12 protein-coding genes are annotated in these 18,480 nt (G+C 71.8%); 8 read left to right on the top strand and 4 right to left on the bottom strand.

Annotated features, from left to right (window positions below; translation table 11 throughout):
• The first annotated feature begins 187 nt into the window (after window positions 1-187).
• Together fmt and ACH4YP_RS23825 are read left to right on the top strand one after the other, a co-directional pair.
• Window positions 188-1,120 (top strand): methionyl-tRNA formyltransferase, encoded by a 933-nt coding sequence (fmt, locus tag ACH4YP_RS23830; RefSeq protein WP_326731064.1) that lies wholly within the window; start codon window positions 188-190, stop codon window positions 1,118-1,120.
• 322 nt (window positions 1,121-1,442) lie between these two features.
• The gene (locus ACH4YP_RS23825) at window positions 1,443-2,873 is read left to right on the top strand and encodes an RsmB/NOP family class I SAM-dependent RNA methyltransferase (RefSeq protein ID WP_398492348.1); all 1,431 of its coding nucleotides are present in this window, start codon (window positions 1,443-1,445) and stop codon (window positions 2,871-2,873) included.
• 153 nt (window positions 2,874-3,026) lie between these two features.
• Here ACH4YP_RS23825 and ACH4YP_RS23820 read toward each other — a convergent pair whose 3' ends face one another.
• Window positions 3,027-5,213, bottom strand: a complete 2,187-nt coding sequence (locus tag ACH4YP_RS23820) for an MMPL family transporter (protein ID WP_398492346.1) — start codon at window positions 5,211-5,213, stop codon at window positions 3,027-3,029.
• Between the two features lie 182 nt (window positions 5,214-5,395).
• Between ACH4YP_RS23820 and rpe the strand changes: the two genes are divergently transcribed.
• From rpe to ACH4YP_RS23805, 3 genes are all read left to right on the top strand, one after another.
• Window positions 5,396-6,082 (top strand): ribulose-phosphate 3-epimerase, encoded by a 687-nt coding sequence (gene rpe, locus ACH4YP_RS23815; RefSeq protein WP_143635342.1) that lies wholly within the window; start codon window positions 5,396-5,398, stop codon window positions 6,080-6,082.
• Between the two features lie 78 nt (window positions 6,083-6,160).
• Entirely contained in the window at window positions 6,161-7,204 is a 1,044-nt protein-coding gene (locus ACH4YP_RS23810) for a sugar-binding domain-containing protein (protein ID WP_361058194.1), read from the top strand.
• Window positions 7,205-7,490: 286 nt separating this feature from the next.
• Window positions 7,491-10,142 carry a tetratricopeptide repeat protein gene (locus tag ACH4YP_RS23805; RefSeq protein WP_398492344.1) on the top strand — a complete coding sequence of 884 codons (2,652 nt, stop codon included), beginning with the start codon at window positions 7,491-7,493 and terminating at the stop codon, window positions 10,140-10,142.
• Between the two features lie 53 nt (window positions 10,143-10,195).
• Here ACH4YP_RS23805 and ACH4YP_RS23800 read toward each other — a convergent pair whose 3' ends face one another.
• The gene (locus ACH4YP_RS23800; RefSeq protein WP_398492342.1) at window positions 10,196-12,277 is read right to left on the bottom strand and encodes a hypothetical protein; all 2,082 of its coding nucleotides are present in this window, start codon (window positions 12,275-12,277) and stop codon (window positions 10,196-10,198) included.
• Entirely contained in the window at window positions 12,274-13,431 is a 1,158-nt protein-coding gene (locus ACH4YP_RS23795) for a toll/interleukin-1 receptor domain-containing protein (RefSeq protein WP_361058189.1), read from the bottom strand. Before ACH4YP_RS23795 ends, ACH4YP_RS23800 begins: the two co-directional genes overlap by 4 nt.
• 146 nt (window positions 13,432-13,577) lie before the next feature.
• Here ACH4YP_RS23795 and ACH4YP_RS23790 point away from each other — a divergent pair, with 146 nt between their 5' ends.
• The 3 genes from ACH4YP_RS23790 to ACH4YP_RS23780 all read left to right on the top strand — a co-directional run bounded on the left by ACH4YP_RS23790 (window position 13,578) and on the right by ACH4YP_RS23780 (window position 17,509).
• On the top strand, window positions 13,578-14,783 hold the full coding sequence (locus ACH4YP_RS23790; RefSeq protein ID WP_398492340.1) for a CHAT domain-containing protein: 1,206 nt from the start codon (window positions 13,578-13,580) through the stop codon (window positions 14,781-14,783).
• A 43-nt stretch (window positions 14,784-14,826) separates the two neighbouring features.
• Window positions 14,827-16,911: a hypothetical protein gene (locus ACH4YP_RS23785; RefSeq protein WP_398492339.1), complete on the top strand. Its 2,085-nt coding sequence runs from the start codon at window positions 14,827-14,829 to the stop codon at window positions 16,909-16,911.
• 133 nt (window positions 16,912-17,044) lie between these two features.
• A complete protein-coding gene (locus tag ACH4YP_RS23780; protein WP_398492337.1) occupies window positions 17,045-17,509 on the top strand; it encodes a hypothetical protein in 465 nt (154 codons plus the stop codon).
• Here ACH4YP_RS23780 and ACH4YP_RS23775 read toward each other — a convergent pair.
• Window positions 17,503-18,411 carry a TIR domain-containing protein gene (locus tag ACH4YP_RS23775; RefSeq protein WP_361058180.1) on the bottom strand — a complete coding sequence of 303 codons (909 nt, stop codon included), beginning with the start codon at window positions 18,409-18,411 and terminating at the stop codon, window positions 17,503-17,505. The two genes, ACH4YP_RS23780 and ACH4YP_RS23775, sit on opposite strands and share 7 nt — an antisense overlap.
• Window positions 18,412-18,480 lie beyond the last annotated feature (69 nt).

Genomic DNA, 18,480 nt, shown 5'->3' with positions numbered 1-18,480 from the left:
GGGGGCATATGCGTACGCCCCCGGCGGCTGGGCGTGCGCTCGCCTCGGCCTTCGTCTTCGGGCTTCGACTTCGCCTCGCGACGGGTGAGTCCCGCCCGGACTGCCCGCACCGCTCGCACGGTCCGCGCCGCCCCATAGACTGGTGTGCTGCCCGTCATGAACTCGCCCGAGAGGCCGACTGCCACCCATGAAGCTCGTCTTCGCCGGTACCCCCGAGGTCGCCGTTCCCGCTCTGGACGCCCTGATCGCCTCCGGGCGGCATGAGGTGGCCGCCGTCGTCACCCGGCCCGACGCGCCGGCGGGGCGGGGGCGGAGGCTTGTCGCCAGCCCCGTCGCCGAGCGGGCGGAGGAGGCCGGGATCGAGGTGCTGAAGCCGGTGAAGCCGCGGGACGAGGCGTTTCTGGCACGGCTGCGGGAGATCGCGCCGGACTGCTGCCCCGTGGTCGCCTACGGTGCGTTGCTGCCCCGGGTCGCGCTCGACATCCCCGCCCAGGGCTGGGTCAATCTGCACTTCTCGCTGCTGCCCGCCTGGCGTGGGGCGGCGCCCGTGCAGCACGCGGTCATGGCGGGGGACGAGATCACCGGGGCCTCCACCTTCCTCATCGAGGAGGGGCTCGACTCCGGGCCCGTCTATGGCACCGTCACCGAGGAGGTGCGGCCCACCGACACCAGCGGGGATCTGCTGACGAGGCTCGCCTTCGCGGGAGCGGGGCTGCTCGCCGCGACCATGGACGGGATCGAGGACGGCACGCTCAAGGCCGTGCCGCAGCCGGGGGACGGCGTCACGCTGGCTCCGAAGATCAGCGTCGAGGACGCGCACGTCGACTGGGCCGCGCCCGCGCTTCGCGTCGACCGGGTCGTACGCGGGTGTACGCCCGCGCCGGGGGCGTGGACCGTGTTCCGCGGGGAGCGGCTCAAGTTGATCCAGGTCGCGCTCGCTCCCGAGCGGACGGATCTCGCTCCGGGGGCGTTGGGCGTCGGCAAGAACAATGTGTACGTGGGTACCGGGTCGTGTGCCGTCGAGTTGCTGTGGGTGCAGGCTCAGGGGAAGAAGCCGATGCGGGCGGCGGACTGGGCGCGGGGGGTTCGGATCGGGTCCGGCGAGGTGGTGGGGGGCTGAGGTTCCCTTCCGTCGGATGGCTCGGCGTGGGTGGGTGTGCGGGACGCGTGGGTTGTCGGGTGCGGGCCGGTGGGGGCTGGGCGCGCAGTTCCCCGCGCCCCCGAAGGCGCGCAGCTCCAGGCGCCCCTCAGGAACGAGCCGTCCCTCGTCCCCCGTGCCTGAAAGCGTGCCGCTTCTCGCGGCCCAGAAAGAAGGACGGGGCCTGCGCCGCGCCTCCGCCCCCCTGAAAGCGTGCTGTTCCCCGTGCCCTGAGCAGCAGCACGACCGCCCCCGCGACGTACGCTGGACCCGTACCTCTTCCACGATCCGGAGCACCTTTTAAGTGAACGAGCAGTCCCGTCGGCCCCGGCAGCAGGGCAAGCCGTACCGTCGTCCCACGAAGGACCCCGTGCGGATGCTTGCCTTCGACGCGTTGCGGGCGGTGGACGAGAGGGACGCGTACGCGAATCTCGTGTTGCCGCCGCTGCTGCGCAAGGCGCGGGAGAAGGGGGACTTCGACGGGCGGGACGCGGCGCTGGCCACGGAGCTGGTGTACGGGACGCTGCGTCGGCAGGGGACGTACGACGCCGTCATCTCGGCGTGTGTCGACCGGCCGCTCCGCGAGGTCGACCCGCCGGTGCTGGATGTGCTGAGCCTCGGCGCGCATCAGCTGCTCGGGACACGGATCCCGACGCATGCCGCCGTATCCGCGTCGGTCGACCTGGCGAGGGTCGTGCTCGGGGACGGGCGGGCGAAGTTCGTCAACGCTGTGCTGCGGAAGATCTCGCAGCACGATCTCGACGGCTGGCTGGAGCTGGTCGCGCCGCCCTATGACGAGGACCCCGAGGACCATCTCGCCGTGGTGCACTCGCATCCACGATGGGTCGTCTCGGCGTTGTGGGACTCGCTGGGGGGCGGGCGCGCGGGCATCGAGGATCTCCTCGAAGCCGACAACGAGAGGCCCGAGGTGACCCTCGTGGCCCGCCCGGGGCGCTCCACCGCCGATGAGATCCTCGGCGCCCTCGGAGAGGAGAACGCGCTGCCGGGGCGCTGGTCGCCGTACGCCGTGCGGCTGTCCGAGGGCGGCGAGCCGGGCGCCATCGACTCCGTACGCGAAGGGCGTGCGGGCGTGCAGGACGAGGGCAGCCAGCTCGTGGCGATCGCCCTCGCCAACGCGCCCCTGGACGGACCCGACAAGGCCTGGCTCGACGGCTGTGCCGGACCCGGTGGCAAGGCGGCCATGCTCGCCGGACTCGCCGCCGAGCGCGGGGCCCTGCTGCTCGCCTCCGAGAAGCAGCCGCACCGGGCCGGCCTCGTCGCCAAGGCGCTCGCCGGGAACCCGGGGCCGTACCAGGTCATCGCCGCCGACGGGACACGGCCGCCGTGGCGTCCGGGCACGTTCGACCGCGTACTGATGGACGTGCCCTGCACGGGTCTTGGTGCCCTGCGCCGTCGTCCCGAGGCCCGTTGGCGGCGGCGCCCCGACGACCTGGACGGGTTCGCGCCGTTGCAGCGCGGACTGCTGCGTACGGCACTCGACTCGGTGCGGGTCGGCGGAGTCGTCGGGTACGCCACCTGCTCGCCGCACCTCGCGGAGACCCGGGTCGTCGTTGACGACGTGCTCAAGCAGTACGGCGGCTCGGCCGAACTCCTCGACGCGCGCCCGCTCTTCCCGGGCGTACCGGCGCTGGGCGACGGCCCCGACGTACAGCTGTGGCCGCATCTGCACGGGACGGACGCCATGTATCTGGCGCTGATCCGCCGGACCGGCTGAGCTCGGCCGTCAGGCCAGGCTCAGCCCGTTGGTCAACGCCCGTTGGTCAACGCCCGTTGGTCAACGCCCGTTGGTCAACGCCCGTTGGTCAACGCCCGTTGGTCAACGCACGTTGGCCAGCGACAGGATGGCCGGTTTGGTCCGGCGGTCGGGCTACTCCGACGGGCCTGTCGGCTTCGACGCCGGTTTCGTGGGCCCGGACCCGGTGGCCGTCGGTGGATCCGCCGTGCCCCCGTCCTCGTGGGCCAGCCGGTGTGGCCACCAGACCTTCGGGCCGACGTCCAGGAACAGGGACGGCACGAGGACCGAGCGCACGATGAACGTGTCGAGCAGTACGCCCAGGGCGACCGCGAAGCCGATCTCGGCGAAGGCGACCATGGGGAGCGTGCCGAGCGCGGCGAAGGTTCCGGCGAGGACCAGGCCTGCCGAGGTGATGACCGCGCCGGTGGTGGCCAGGCCCGTCACCACGCCCTTGCGGGTGCCCTGGCGGCCCGCCTCCTCGCGGATGCGGGTGGTCAGGAAGATGTTGTAGTCGATGCCCAGCGCGACCAGGAACACGAAGACGAAGAGCGGGAAGTCCGTCGCCTCGCCCGCGTAGTCGAAGATGTGGCGGAACGCGAGCGCACTGATCCCCAGCGCGGCGGCGAAGGACAGCACCACCGTGCCGATCAGCAGCAGCGGGGCGACCAGGGCGCGGAGCACGCCGCACAGGATCAGCAGGACGACGATGAGCACCAGCGGGATGATCAGGATGTTGTCGTGGGTCGTCGCCTTGTCCATGTCGAGCAGGGAGGCCGTGCCGCCGCCCACCTGAGCGTCGGCGTCGGGTACGTCGTGCACGGCGTCACGCACCCGCTCCACCGTCTGTTTCGCGGCCTCGCTGTCCGCGGGGGCGGTCATGGTGGCCTCGAAGAGGACCTTGCCCTCGAACTCGGGTTTCGTGCCCGGTGGCAGGCCGAGGGACTCCGGTACGACACCGCTGGTGGCCGCGACCGCCTGGCCGACGTCCTCGGCCTGGGCGCGGTTGCTGACGACGACGAGCGGATCGCCGCTGCCCGCCGGGAAGTAACGCGCGGACACCTCCTGGCCGACGATCGAGTCGGGTTTGCCGGTGAAGGCGTCGGCGTTGCTGATGCCCTCCGCGCGGAGCTGGATGAGGCCCAGCGAGAGCAGCGCGAGCGCCGCCACCGTGACAGCCCAGATCATGCGGGGGCGGATGGAGATACGGCGGCCCATGCGCGCCCAGACACCGCTCTCGGTCGGGTCGGGGGAACCGAAGTGCGGGATCACCGGCCAGAAGATCCAGCGGCCGAAGATCACCAGCAGGGCAGGGAAGAGGGTCATCATCGCGGCCAGTGCCACGGCGACGCCGATGGCGGCGACCGGGCCGAGGCCGCGCGTCGAGTTCATCTCGGCGGCGAGCAGCACCAGCATGCTCAGTACGACGGTCGCGCCGGACGCGAGCACCGCCGGGCCCGCCCGGTGCAGGGCGAGCGCCATCGCCTCGTGGCGGTCCTCGTGGCGGCGCAGTTCCTCCCGGTAGCGGGCCACCAGGAGCAGGGCGTAGTCGGTCCCCGCGCCGAAGACGAGGACGGTGAGAATGCCCGCGCTCTGGCCGTTGACGGTCAGGCCCGCGTGCTCGGCGAGGAAGTAGATCACCGCCTGCGCGGTGAACAGTGCGGCGACCACGCCGAGCAGCGGGACCAGCAGCAGGGTGGGACTGCGATAGGTCAGCAGCAGCATCACGATGACGACGAGCATCGCCGAGAACAGCAGTGTGGAGTCGATGCCCTCGAATGCCTCGGAGAAGTCGGCGGACGTACCGCCGGGGCCCGTTACGTGCACGGCGAGCCCGTCGCCGCCCTTGCCGACGACGTCACGGATCGAGTCGACGGCGGGCGAGATCTCCTCCCAGCCCTTCTCGTCCATCCTGATGGGGACGAGGATCTGGGCCGCACGCGGATCGGTCTGCCGGTCGAAGACCGGGCCGCGGGTCTCCGCGCCGAGGATGCCGTGCGCACGCAGTTCCTTGATCTGGCGTGCGTCCTCGGCGATCTGTGCCCGTTCCTCGGCCGTCAGGCCGCTCTCGCGGGCGTACACGACCACCGCGGGGATCTGTTCCGGCCTGAAGTCCTCGGAGATCTCCAGGACTTGGGTGGACTCGGCGGATCCGGGCAGCCAGGACGCGGCGTCGTTGTCCTGCGCGTCGGTGAGTTTCGAGGCGAAGGGCGCGATCAGGAACAGCAGCACCAGCCACAGTCCCACCACGATCCATTTGCTGCGTCGGCCGCACACCAGCCAGCCGATGCCGCGTCCCCGCTTCCCCTGTGCGTCCGTCATGGCGACCCCCGTAGCCGCGTGTGGAGCTGGTGGGCCGACAAGGATGGCACGGGCCGCGAGGCGGGTGCAGTCCCTCGGCGGGGTTGGTATATACCGATCGGTCCCGGTCGAGGACCTGGGTGACCTCGGGGACCTCGACGACCGGGGAGAACAACCGGCGCCGGACATGGCAGGCTTAACGCATGGCCGCGCAGATCAACCCCAGCATCCTGTCCGCCGACTTCGCCCGCCTTGCCGAGGAGGCAAAGGCGGTGGAAGGGGCTGACTGGCTCCATGTCGACGTGATGGACAACCATTTCGTCCCGAACCTCACGCTAGGTGTGCCGGTCGTAGAGTCTCTGGCGCGCGCTACGGACACGCCGCTGGACTGCCATCTGATGATCGAGGACGCCGATCGGTGGGCGCCGCAGTACGTAGAAGCGGGTGCCGGTTCCGTCACCTTCCATGTCGAGGCGGCCGCCGCACCCGTGCGGCTCGCCCGCGAGATCCGGGCCAAGGGCGCCCGGGCCTCCATGGCCCTGCGGCCCGCGACTCCCATCGAGCCGTACGAGGATCTGCTCCCCGAGCTCGACATGCTGCTGATCATGACCGTCGAGCCGGGCTTCGGAGGCCAGGCCTTTCTCGACATCATGCTGCCCAAGATCCGCCGCACTCGCGAGTTGATCAACAAGCACGGCCTCGAACTGTGGCTGCAGGTCGACGGCGGGGTCTCGGCCTCCACCATCGAGCGCTGTGCGGAGGCGGGCGCCGACGTCTTCGTCGCCGGTTCGGCGGTGTACGGGGCGGCCGACCCCGCCCAGGCGGTACGTGCATTGCGCACGCAGGCGGAGGAGGCGACGGCCCAGGCAGCATGGGCATGCGACCACTGAGCCAAGGGAACGTGAACGCCGCCCCTCAGGGCTGATCAAGTACGCCGGATCTGCAAGGATGAACGGCGAATCCAGAGTGTGAACAGCAGTGAGGAGATCGCCGTGTCGGGTATGTCGGCGGGCCGGTCGGCCATGCGGATGGGACCCGCTGAGCTGGTGCAGGCGGCGGCCATGGCCCGCCGTTTCTACCTTGAGGGCAAGTCCAAGATCCAGATCGCCGAGGAGTTCGGCGTCAGCCGCTTCAAGGTGGCCAGGGTCCTGGAAACCGCCCTCGAACGGGATCTCGTGAGGATCGAGATCCGCGTCCCCGCCGAGCTGGACGCGGAGCGCTCGGACGCGCTGCGCGCCCGCTACGGCCTGCGGCATGCCGTCGTCGTGGAGTCACCGGCCGAGGCCGAGGAGTCGCCCGACCCGGAGAACCTCGGTGAGGTCGCCGCGGACCTGCTCGGTGAACTCGTCGCCGAGGGCGATGTGCTCGGCCTCGCCTGGGGCCGCTCCACCATCCACATGGCGGCGGCGCTCGACCGGCTTCCGCCGTGCACGGTGGTGCAGTTGACGGGTGTCTACGACGCCGGGACGGCCGAGCGCGGGTCGGTCGAGGCGGTCCGCCGGGCCGCCCAGGTCTCCGGCGGGGACGCCCACCCCATCTACGCGCCGATGCTGCTCCCTGACGTGGCCACCGCGGCCGCGCTGCGCAGCCAGACGGGGATCGCCCGCGCCTTCGAGTACTTCGACAAGGTCACCGTCGCCTGTGTGTCGATCGGCTCCTGGGAGGCGGGCATCTCGACGGTGCACGACATGCTCACCGAGGACGAGCGCGCCCACTACGCCACGCTCGGGGTGGCCGCCGAGATGTCCGCGCACCTCTTCGACTCCGAGGGCCGCCGCGTCGGCCGGGACCTGGGCGAGCGGTGCATCACCGTCGAGGCCGACCGGCTGCGGCGGATCCCCGAGGTCGTCGCCATCGCCGGCGGCCAGCGCAAGGCCGCCGCCATCGACGCGGTGCTGCGCTCCGGCCTCGTCACCAGCCTGGTGACGGACACGGCGGCCGCGGACTACCTGATGACGGCGGGTTCGGCACCGCGTCCGGCGCTCGGCCGGACCGATCCGGACGGCGTCTGACGTCCACCGCCGCGGGCCGCACGAGGTGTCTCACCCGGTGCCGCGCGGGGACGGGGCCGGTTCGGCCGCGTCAAGCCGTGGTTCGCCCCTTCCCTGCCAGGGAGGGGGCGTTTTCCGTTGGGCTCGGACCTTCCCGGACCCGGCGACGGCCTGTCCTCGTGAACCGCCGGCGGGCACACTCTCCTGAACGCGGCCGGGAGGGGAAAGAACAGTGAGCGACCGTCTCGACGAGCCGCCCCCCACACGCGGCCGGCCAGGAGCTCGCGCGCTCCGACGGGCTCGCTGGGTGGCGCGAGCGCTCGCCGCCCACGAGCGGTACACCGAGACCGGCGACGTACGCAGCCTGCACGAGGCCGTACGCCGGCTGCGGGCGGCCCGCCTGCTGACCCCGCGGGGCCATTCCGACCGGACCGCGCTGTTCACCAATCTGTCCGTCATGCTGCTCGCACGCTTCGCGTACTCGGGGCACCGCCGCGATCTGCGGCGGGCCGTGCGCTGTGCCGAGACAGCCGTGCGCATCACACCCGCGGCCGACAAGGGCCGAGCCGCGGTCCTCGCGAGCCTCGCGGCCGCCCTGGAGGCACGCGCCGAACGGGACGGGCACCCCGACGATCAGCTGCGGGCGGTCGAACTGTCCCGGCAGGCCCTGGCCGCCACGCCCCCAGACGACCCGGAGCGTGCCGGGTATCTGTCCGATCTCGGTACGGCCCTGCAGCGCGGCTTCCTGAGCACCGGACGGCTCGCCCACCTCGACGAGGCCATCCACCTCGGCCGGGACGCCGTGGACGCCGAGCGGAACGACGCCCGGCGGGCACTCCTGTGGGCCAACCAGTCCAACGCGCTGAGGCTGCGCTACGAGCACCTCGGAGACGTCGCCGACATCGACGGCGCGATCGAGGCGGTGGAGCACGCGGCGGTCACGGACACCCCGGACATCGCCACGCGGGTCGCCCTGCTCACCAATAGCGCGGCAGCACACCGGCTGCGCTTCGATCGCGTGGGCGACCCGGACGACCTCGGCCTGGCCGTGGATCGTCATCGATCGGCGCTGCGAGCGGCGGGGGCGAACCCGGCGCTCCGGGCCGCCGTGCTCACGGGGCTCGCCGGAGCGCTCACCGACCGCTTCGAGACGAGCGGCGACGTCGACGACCTGGACGAGGCCGCGGAGGCGTGCCGGCAGGCACTGGGAGGCGTCGGCACGGACGATCCACTCCGTGTTCCCGCCGCCGCGGCGCTCGCCTCCGCCCTGCGTGCCCGCCATCGCACGACGGGCGTCGCAACGGATCTCGACGAGGCTCTCGAAGCCGGTCGAACCGCGCTGACCGGGAGCCGGACCGATCAGCCGGAACACACCACCCACCGCTCGAACCTCGCCAACATCCTGTACGACCGCTTCGAGCACCACGGCGACCTCACCGCGCTCGACGAGGCGGTCACCCTGCTCTCCTCCGTCGTGAACACCCTGTCCGAGGACCATCCGGGCCTGTCCCGTCACCAGAGCAACCTGGCTGCCCTGCTGCAGACCCGCTTCGAGCACACGGGACGGATCACCGATCTCCACGACGCGCTGTCCGTACTCGACTCTGCGGCTTCCTCCTCGGCGGCCGGCAAGGTCCCGCGGCGGGACCGACCGCGCCAGGCCGCGGCCCGGGCGGACGCCCTGGTCACCCGGCACCGGCTGACGGGTGATCCGGCAGACCTCGACCACGCCGTCGACAGCGCCCGTGCGGCCGTGGCGGCCGCGGTCTCCCCGGGCGACTCAGCGAGCCATCGCAGCGGTCTGGCCGCGATTCTCCAGACACGTCACGAACTGCGCGGCGAACGCGGAGACATCGACGAGGCCGTGGAACAGGCCCGCGCCGTCCTCGCCACGACCGCGGAGCGCCACATCGCACGCGCCGAACGGCTGTCACGGCTCGGCCTGGCGCTGCTGGCCCGTTCGGAGCACACCCGGCAGGCGCAGGAGGATCCGCTGGGCGGGCACCCGGCGAGCAGCACCCCGGCGGACGACTCCCGGGCCGTGCGCGGTGGCCAGGAGGGCCGAGGAAGGGCACGGCGGAGTCCCGCGGACGCGGACGCCGACCTCGACGAGTCGATCGAGCTGGCCCGGGCGGCCGCCCGCAGCACCGCGCCCCACCAGCCCGAACGGGCCGGCCTGCTGTCGAACCTGAGCAGCGCCCTGCTGGTCCGGGGCGACCTCGACGGCGGCCCGGCCGACCTGGACGCCGCGGTCACCGCGGCGCAGCAGGCAGTCGACGCCGTCCCCGTGCTCCACCCCGACCGGCCGAAATACCTGTCCAACCTGGCCAACGCCCTGTGCGGCAGACACGGGCGGGGACGGCACCCCGGTCACAGCGCGGACCTGGACACCGCTGTCGGGCTGCTGCGCGAAGCCGTGGCCGAAAGAGACCCGGCACACCCGGAACAGGCCACGCTGCTGTCCAACCTGGCAGCCGCCCTCCAGCACCGAAACCGCGACGGCGGCGACCGGACGGAGAGCCTGGCCGCACTGCGCGGGGCCGCCGGAACCCGGAACGCGGCCAGCTGGGTGCGGCTGCGCGCCGCCGACGCCTGGGCCGACTGGGCCTGGCGGACCGGTGAGCCGGAGGAGGCGGCGAGCGGCGGCCTCACCGCGGTCCGGCTCCTGCCGGAACTCGCCTGGCACGGCGTGGACCGGATCACCCGGGAGCGCCACCTCGGTGCCTGGAGCGGACTGTCCAGCCGAGCGGCGGCGGCGACGCTCGCCGCGGGGCGGCCGGAAGCGGCCCTGGAGGCCCTCGAACTCGGCCGCGCCGTGCTGTGGACCCAGTTCCTGCAACAGACGGAACCGCTCGACGAACTCGCCGCGGCACACCCCGAACTGGCCGACGCGCTACGCAGGGTCCGTCATCAGCTGGACCGGTCCCACGGCAGGGTTCCGCTGCTTCCGGGACCGTAATCGGGCCCGGCGTGATCCGTCCGCCACGGTGTCCTTTCGGCCTTGTTCCGTCGTCAGACCCGCCGCAGCATCGACACGGTGGCGAAGTTGACGTCGTCGAGTGCGCCGCGCACCCTTCGCAGGCCCTCGGCGAGTCCTGGCGCCACGGCACTCAGGGCGTCCATGTCGTCATGGAGGTGCAGGTGCTGGTTCCACAGCACGGCCCGTCCCTGCTCCAGGCTCCGGAAGGCGTGCTCCGCGTCCTGGGCGGCCAGTCCGGCCGCGGCCGCGTCGCGCGCCACGGTCGCCTGCCGCATCAGCCCGTGCTCCTGGTCGGAACGTTCCAGACCGTGCCAGGCCACGAGGGGCAGGAGGACACCGGCCTCCGCGTACCCCTGGACAGCGGAGTCCCAGGAGCCCCGTTCCGCCTCGAACTCCGCCCACTGCCGTGCGCAGGCCAGCCGGAGCGCCACGGGTGAAGCCGCGGCAGCCGAGCCGGACCGCCACGCCTCGACGGCCCGGTCACCGCGGCCCTCACCCGCCGCGTCGGCTCGCAGCGCCGAACCGAGGTTCAGCGCGGCACCGGCCAGGGCGGGATGCCGCTGGGGGAGCGAGCCGACCGCTTCGCCGCAGACCCGGATCGCATCGTCCAGATCGTCCGTACGGCCGTCCTGCTCGAACCGGCGCAGCAGGATCAGCCCCAGCGTGCTGAGACTGCCCAGGTGCCGGGTGGGCAGGGCATCCGCCGCCGCGGTGTCCCAGACGGCTTCCCGGAGAGCGCGGGCGGCGGCGGTGAGGTCGGCGGAATCGGCGTCTGCGTGCGTGCGGCGCCGGTGATCGAAGCGGCTGAGGAGCGCCGTGGCGTAGTTGTGCGCCCGGTTCACCAGCCCGGGGTGCCCCGGCTCGGACAGCTCCACCGCGCGCCGGGCCGTGTCGACCGCGAGTTCGAGGTCCTCCTCGTCGCCCTCGGCGTCCCCGCGGACACGCAGGACGGCGCTCGCGTTGGAGAGCAGGACGGCGAGCGCCGAAGGGTCGCCGACGAGTTCCTCCTGGCGGCCGACGGCCTGCCGGGCCGCGGCTGCCGCCCCGGTCAGATCGTCTCGGGCGCCCAGCAGTTCGTAGCGGTCGTGCAGGGCGGCGGACAGGTTCTGCCATCGGATGACGGCGCTCGGGTCGCCGGGAACGGTGGCCTCCACCGCCGTCCGGCACGCGGCCACGGCACCTTCGATGTCCCTGCGCGCGTTGGCCAGGGTGGCGCGCACCGCCCGAGCCATGCCCAGATTCGTGTGGTGCTGAGCGTAGAAGGGGTCGTCGGGGGCGGCCGAGGCGGCGGCCTGCTCGCACAGTTCGACCGCGGCGTCGATGTCGTCCGGACGTTCCCCGACGACGAAGCGGGCGGTCAGCGCGGCCCCCAGTTTCCCCAGTGCCGTGCCGCGCAGGGGATGTTCCGCCGACGCGGCCTCGACCGCTTTGACATGGGCGGAGACGGCCAGCTCCAAGTCGTCGGGGTCGTTCGAGTGCTCGAAGCGGGCGTGCAGGGAGTCCGCGAAGTTGGCCAGGCAGCCGACCCGGTCGAAGGCGTCCGGCGGGCACGCCGCGACGGCCCGCGCTCCCGTGGAGACGGCCAGGTCGAGCTCACCGCTGCCATGGCGCTCGGCCCGCATCCGGTACGCCAGGCCCAGGTTGGACAGCCGGGCGGCCAGGTGATCGCTTCCCTCGGGGGTGGCGCCGACGGCCTGCTCCAGGAGATCCGTGGCGCGATGCAGCACGCTCGGGTCGGGGTCGGTCCTGGCCCGGCCCAGGAGGTCGGCGCCCAGCAGGGCCAGCCCGTCGTCGAGGCCCGCTCCGATGGCCGCGAAACTGTCGTCCGTCACCAGCTCGGCGGCGGCGAGACGTACTTCCGTCAGGAGCCGCAGCGCCACGAGACGTTCGTCCTCGTCGCCGCCGTACAGGAAGCGCAGTGCCCGCAGGGCGGCCACGGCGTGTACGGCTTCGACCGGGGACGCGCCCTCCGGGGTCGCCGAGACACGAAGGAGCCGGTCCGCCTCGTTCAGCGCGCTCGGGTCCAGCAACGCCTGTCCGTCCCCCGCGCCTCCCGCCTCGATCCGCTTCCACAGCGCGCGCAGCAGGAGGTCCGCCTCGGCCGGATCCGTCACGAGGACGGGCCCTCGTGCAGCAGGACCCGCAGCAGATCGCCGGCTCCCTCGTGCGTGACGTCCTCCACCACGTAGTGGTCGGCCGTCCAGGGCGCGAAGGTCAGCGGGATCTCGTCCGCGGACCGTCCGGGCAGCACGACGGGGAGGATCTTCTTGAGCCAGACGTCCGGGGCACGGTGCTGCAGATCGGCCAGACGCCGGTACTCGGAACGCAGGCCCAGGTTCCGTCCCGCCGGAAGCTCGTCCTCCGCGACCTGCCGATAGGCGGGGGACGCGATGAGGAGCACGAAGTCGGCCCGCATGATCTGTCGGGTGGTCCACGTCTCCCAGTTCCGGCGCTCGTGCTGGTCCGCCTGGTCGTAGCGGACGTCGAGACCCTGGTCGCGGAGCAGTTCGTACAGCCGGCGGACCGCGTCCTTGTGGTCCGGCGTCTCATGGGCGTACGAGATGAAGACGCGGCCCCGGTTCCCGCGCGGGCGGCCGGCGGTGACGGCCGTCCTCGACCGTTCCGAGGGCGCCGTCGGCAGGCGTACGAGGAAGGCGTCGTCGAGGGAGGCGGGATACAGCCGTACGTCCGGATCGAGCGCGATGCGGTACCTGCCCTCGGCGGTCACCCGGATCTCCTCGCACCCGTCAGGCAGGGTGAGTACGAAGCAGCCGGTGTGCGACCCGGGCAGGACCCTCTCCGTGTGGCGCCACTTGACGAAGGCCTTGCCTATCCCGAAGCAGTCGATGTGTGGGTTGATCGCGGGCATGCCGATGGTGGCCGCGGGAGAACCGGCGGGCCAGCCGTGGCTCTCGCCGTTGCGCTGGGCGAAGTGCAACTGGGGCGTCAGCGTGTAGATCTCCGGTGCCGCGGGGGTGCTCACGTGGCGCGGCAGGGCGTCGACGACGGGGGTGTCGTCCGCACGATCGACGAAGGTGAACCCGACCTCGACCCAGGCGAACACGACTTCGGGGTCCAGCGTGAACTCGTAGTGGGTGCGGACCAGATAGGAGGCCGTTCCGGCCTGCTCGCTCGGTACCGGCTCCAGGCGGTGGATCTGCCAGCCGCCCAACTCGATCAGACCGATGGCGACCCTGCTGGGCGAAGCCTCCATCGACTTGGTGGACGGGGTCAGGAAGAGCGGGATGTCGCCGAGGACTGCATCCATGCATTTCTCCGAAGGCCGACGTGTCTGGCGCAGGCGCACAGTACGGTAATTACCAGTCAAACGGGGCAGTAATCGAGTCGAACGGGCCGGTGCGCGTGACCGCTGACGCAGCGTGGGAACGTCATTCACGACAGGTCGACCGGCGTATGGCCCTGGCCAGGGAGTGGGACGAACTGGTCGCTGAGGTCCGGAAGTTGGACGGCTTTCACGACTTCCTGCAGCCACCGCCCCTGGACTCCCTGCTGAGGGCCGCCGAGCACGGGCCTGTCGTTGTCGTCAACGTCAGCCGCTGGCGGTGCGACGCGCTCCTCGTCCGGCGCGAAGGCCTGGAGACCGTGGCCCTGCCCGAGCTCCTCGCGGACGACGTCTCCCGACACGTGGCGGACTACCTGAGAGTGCTGCGGGACGATCTGAGTGCCGAGGCCGGGACGTCGTTCAGCCAGATCATCGCGGCGCGTCGACGGGCCCGCCAGGAGCGTGAAGCCGTACTGCGCTCGGTCATGGAGTGGCTGTGGGACGCGGTGGCCGCTCCGGTGCTCGAAGCGCTCCGGATCACCTCGGCCCCCGCCGACGGCGAGTCACCGCCCCGGCTGTGGTGGTGCCCGACGGGACTGCTCACCCTGCTGCCCTTCCACGGGGCCGGCCACCACGCGGCCGGGGACGGGCGTGCGGTGATCGACCGCGTCGTGTCGTCCTACACACCCACCCTCAGAGCGCTCGACAAGGCCTCGAAGGCCGCTGAGGGCCGGGCGGACCGTTCGGAACGGCTGCTGTTCGTGGGGGTGCCCGACGCACCGGACCAGATTCTGCTCGTCGACGACGTGGCCCGGGAGCACGACTTCCTGAACGCGCGGTTCCCCGGCGGCATCAAGGTGATCGAGGGGGCGGACGCCACCGTGGAGGAGGTGCAGGCCGCCCTGTCCGCCCATCGCTGGATCCACCTCAGCTGCCACGGCGTGCAGAACCTCGACGATCCCTCCGCGGCCGGACTGGTCCTGTCGGACGGAGTCCTCACGGTCACCCGGCTGAGCTCCGCCCGCTACACCGGGGACTTCGCCTTCCTCTCGGCGTGCCGGACCGCCACGGGAGGTCTGAGCCTGCCGGACGAGGCGATCACGCTCGCCGCCGCGCTGAACTACACGGGATACCGGCACGTGGTGGCGACTCTCTGGTCCGTGGACCCGGCCGTGGCCGCGGACGTCACGGAGGCCGTCTACCCCGGACTGATGGACGGGGAGGGGCGTTTCCGCCCGGACCGGGCCGCGTACGCCGTCCACGATGCCGTCCGCTCACTGCGCGCGGAGGGCCGATCCCTGGACGACTGGCTGCCGTTCACCCACACCGGTCCCTGAGCCCGGGAGCCGGTGCCGCGGCGAGCTCAGGAGGAGGGGTGTCATGGACGGTCGGACCACATCGAGAGTGGACCCGGCCTGGCGGGAGCCGTTCGACGAGGCCCACGCCCGGATCGCCGCGTACGTGACCGGGGGAGACGCGAGCGGAGTGACGGGACCGGACGTCCCGGAACTGGCCGAGGACCTGTGGACACTGGCGCGGGACGACGACGGAGCAGTGCCGCTCGACGTCGCGCTGACCGTGGCCGAGCTGTACTGGCGCCGGTATCAGGCGCGTCAGGACACGGACGACGACACCGAGGATCTCGGTCACGCCGTGGCCCTCTACACCATGATCGCGGAGGTGGCGGGCGACGCCGTGCCCGAACCGCTGCGGCCCCTGTTGGCCCAGGCGGCGGCGCAGGTCGAGGAGGGCGCGTCGCTGGATCCGACGGATGCGGTGCTGGACCGCGCCGCCGACCGGCTGGAGGCCGCGCAGAGCGGCGAGTCGCCGGCCACCCTCGACGAGGCGATCGGCCTCTTCCGGTCTCTGCTGGACGACTCTCATCGCCTCCCGGAGGGCGACGCCCGCAGGTTCGCGGCGCTCTCCAATCTCGGACTGGCCCTGCGCCTGCGAGCGGAACGGACCGAGCACGGCGGCATCGACGACCTCGACGAGTCCGTACGGCTTTCGCGTGACGCCCTGCGGCTCGGCGACGCGGAGAACAGGGCCGCCTGTCTCGGCAACCTGATGTCCGGCCTCGGCACCCGGTACGGGTGGACCGGTGACGACGCCGATCTCGACGAGGCGGTCCTCGTCGGCGAGGAGGCGGTCGCCGCCGCCCGGGGCGAACCCGGATGGGCCGCCTGCGCCTCCAACCTCAGCGGGCTGCTGAGGATCCGTTTCGACGTGCGCGGCGGCGGGGCGGATCTGGACGAGGCGGTGCGGTTGAGCGCCGAGGCCGCCGGAGCGACGCCGGAGGACGACTCCGCCCGGAGTCTGCGCTGGTCCAACGTGAGCAACGCGCTCGCCGCGCGTTTCGATCTCCGCAGGCACCCGGACGACCTGGACGGCGCCGTGGACGCCGGGCGGAAGGCGGCAGCCGCGGTGGCCTCCCAGCCGGGGCTCCGGGCACCCGTGGTCGCCAACCTGGGCAACCTGCTGCTGACCCGCTTCGAGCACTGGGGGGAGACGGCAGACCTCGACGAGGCGATCAGGCGGGGACACGAGGCACTGGCCGCGGGACACCTCGGCGCACCCGCGGAAGCCGCGCTCCGCTCGAACGTCGGCAACGCCCACCGCTGTCGCTTCGAGAACGGCGGAGACGTACAGGACCTCGCGCTGGCCGTGTCGATGACGCGGGAAGCCGCGGACGCCACCGGGGAGCGCGAACCGCAGCGGGCCGGCCGGTGGTCCAATCTCGCGATGGCGCTGATGGCCGCGTACGAGCACTCCGGGGGTGCCGCGTACCTCGAAGACGCGGTCGAGGCGGGCCGTACCGCGGTCCGGGCCTCGGGAGCCGACCAGAGCAGGACGTCCAAGTACCTGTCCAATCTCGCGATCCTGCTGGCCGCCCGGCAGGGGACCGGTGACCTGGAGGAAGCAAGGGCGGCGGCGACGTCCGCCGTCACCATGCTGCCGGAGGACGACCCGGCCCGCGCGATCCGTCTCCTCAACCTGGGGACCCTTCTGACCGAGGCTGCCGGGAAATCGGGGGAACCGGCGGCGTCACAGTCGCACGGTGCCGCGCTCGCCCGCTTCCGGCAGGCGGCGGAGCTGGTCACCGCGGCGACATCGGTGCGGCTGACGGCCGCGCGCCGGGCAGCCGACTGCGCGGCAGGAGCGGGTGATCACGCCTTGGCCCTCACGTCCTACGCCGACGCCGTGGCACTGCTGGAGCGTCTCGTCACCCGGCGCATCTCCAGGCCCAGCAAGGAGAGACAGCTGGTCGGCCACGTCCGGCTGACCGGCGACGCGGTGGCCACCGCTCTCCTCCTCGGGAAACCCGACAGAGCGGCCGCCCTGCTGGAACAGGGAAGGGGAGTGCTGTGGTCCCAGCTGCTCGACCTCGATCCCGACGCCGAGTTCGCGGCCCGGCATCCTGCACTGGCCGCGCGGCTGGCGGATGTCGCCTCTGCCCTCGACTGACCTTCAGGAACCGCGGACGGGAACTGGCAGGCGTATTTTGATCGTTGCCGTTCCATGTTTTGATCGGTGTCTTTCGGTGAGTAATTCCTTACGCATCGTATCGATGACGTAGGGGTGGGAAGGGTGATGGCTGATGGATCCGGTGTCGCTCGGATTGCTGGCGGCGCTCGCCGGCGGGGCTGGTGGCGAGCTCGGACGTGAGGCGTGGGCCGGTCTGACCGCACTCGTCCGACGCCCGTTCCGGCGCGGGGACGACAGCACCGCACCGGTCCCCGCGGTCAGTTCGGGGGAACCGGAGCTCGTGCGACTCGCACAGGATCCCGACGACCAGAGCGGTGCGCACGCGCTCAGCACCGCTCTGGCGGTGCGGGCCGCGCTGGACTCGGACTTCCACACGGCCCTCGTGGCCTGGCTGCGGCAGGCCGAGGCGGTGCGCACCGAGGAAGGCGCCGTGCACAACACGATCAGCGGCGGCATCCAGCACGGACCGGTGCTGCAGGGCCGCGACTTCTCCGGTCTGACCTTCGCCTCCGCGTCCGCGCAACGGCCCGGACGGACCGACCGCGACGGGGAGGAACCCGGCGGAACCGCTCAGTGAGTGTCGGCGATCTGCTGCACCTGGTCGACGAGCCTGTTCCACAGGGCCTCGAACAACTCCTCCTTCGAGTACGACCTCACGCCGGGGGTCGTACCGAGGACCGAGTAGTCGTGCATCTCCAGTTTCACTACACCGGCGTCACGGTCGAACACCGGTGTGGCCGTGCCGTTGGTGCGGTTGCGGCCGTCTGACCAACCGCCCTGTGCGAGCGCGAAGTTGAGGACGTCGTCACGCCCCATGCCGCCGAGCTGGATGTCGATCCCGTACACGGTCCTGCCCCGATGCTCCACGCGCACCTTGAGTTCGGACTCGGAATTGCGGACCGTGCAGACGAACCCGGACCCTTCCATCTGTGCCGATGCCACTTTGTACCGTTCGGTGAGAAAGCGGAACGACTGTTCCAGCTCGCGGTACTTACTGAAGGCCTGCGGGGTCGTGACCGGCATGCGCAGCGATGGCCCCTCGGCGGTGACGGACCCTCTGATCCGTTGCTCGAAGGCCTGAGCCAGCGCCTGCGGGGTGTAGTCCTCGCAGCGGAGCAGCCCGACAGCCGGGCTCAGCAGCTCCGGAGGGACGACGACGTCTCCGAACGTCACCGGCAGGAGGTAGTCGTCGGGATTCTCGATCGCGGGCACGAGCATCGCCCTGAACTCATCCATCGGATAGGGCTTCGCCAGGTACTCCCGCGACAGGAAAGGTGCGACATAGCGTGCCTGGCTGCCGTTGTACGCGCCACGGAACCCCGTGATCAGATTGCGGCCCCACAGGTGGATGGACTGATCGCGGTCGTACATCACGGTCAGTTGGCGGCCTTTGCAGGCCTCCACCACTTGTTCGACGTAGGGTCGCTGTTCGCCCGCGAAGGAAACGGCAAGATCGTAAACAGGGTTCTGCTGACGCATGAACGGAGCTTACGACGCCGTATGTGTCAGGCGTCCGTGTGACGGGGAAGAAGCCTGCGGCACCAGTGC

Origin of the sequence: Streptomyces sp. NPDC020747 (assembly GCF_044334695.1) — a bacterium.
Classification (GTDB): domain Bacteria; phylum Actinomycetota; class Actinomycetes; order Streptomycetales; family Streptomycetaceae; genus Streptomyces.
This window is presented reverse-complemented; position numbering and strand designations above follow the sequence as displayed.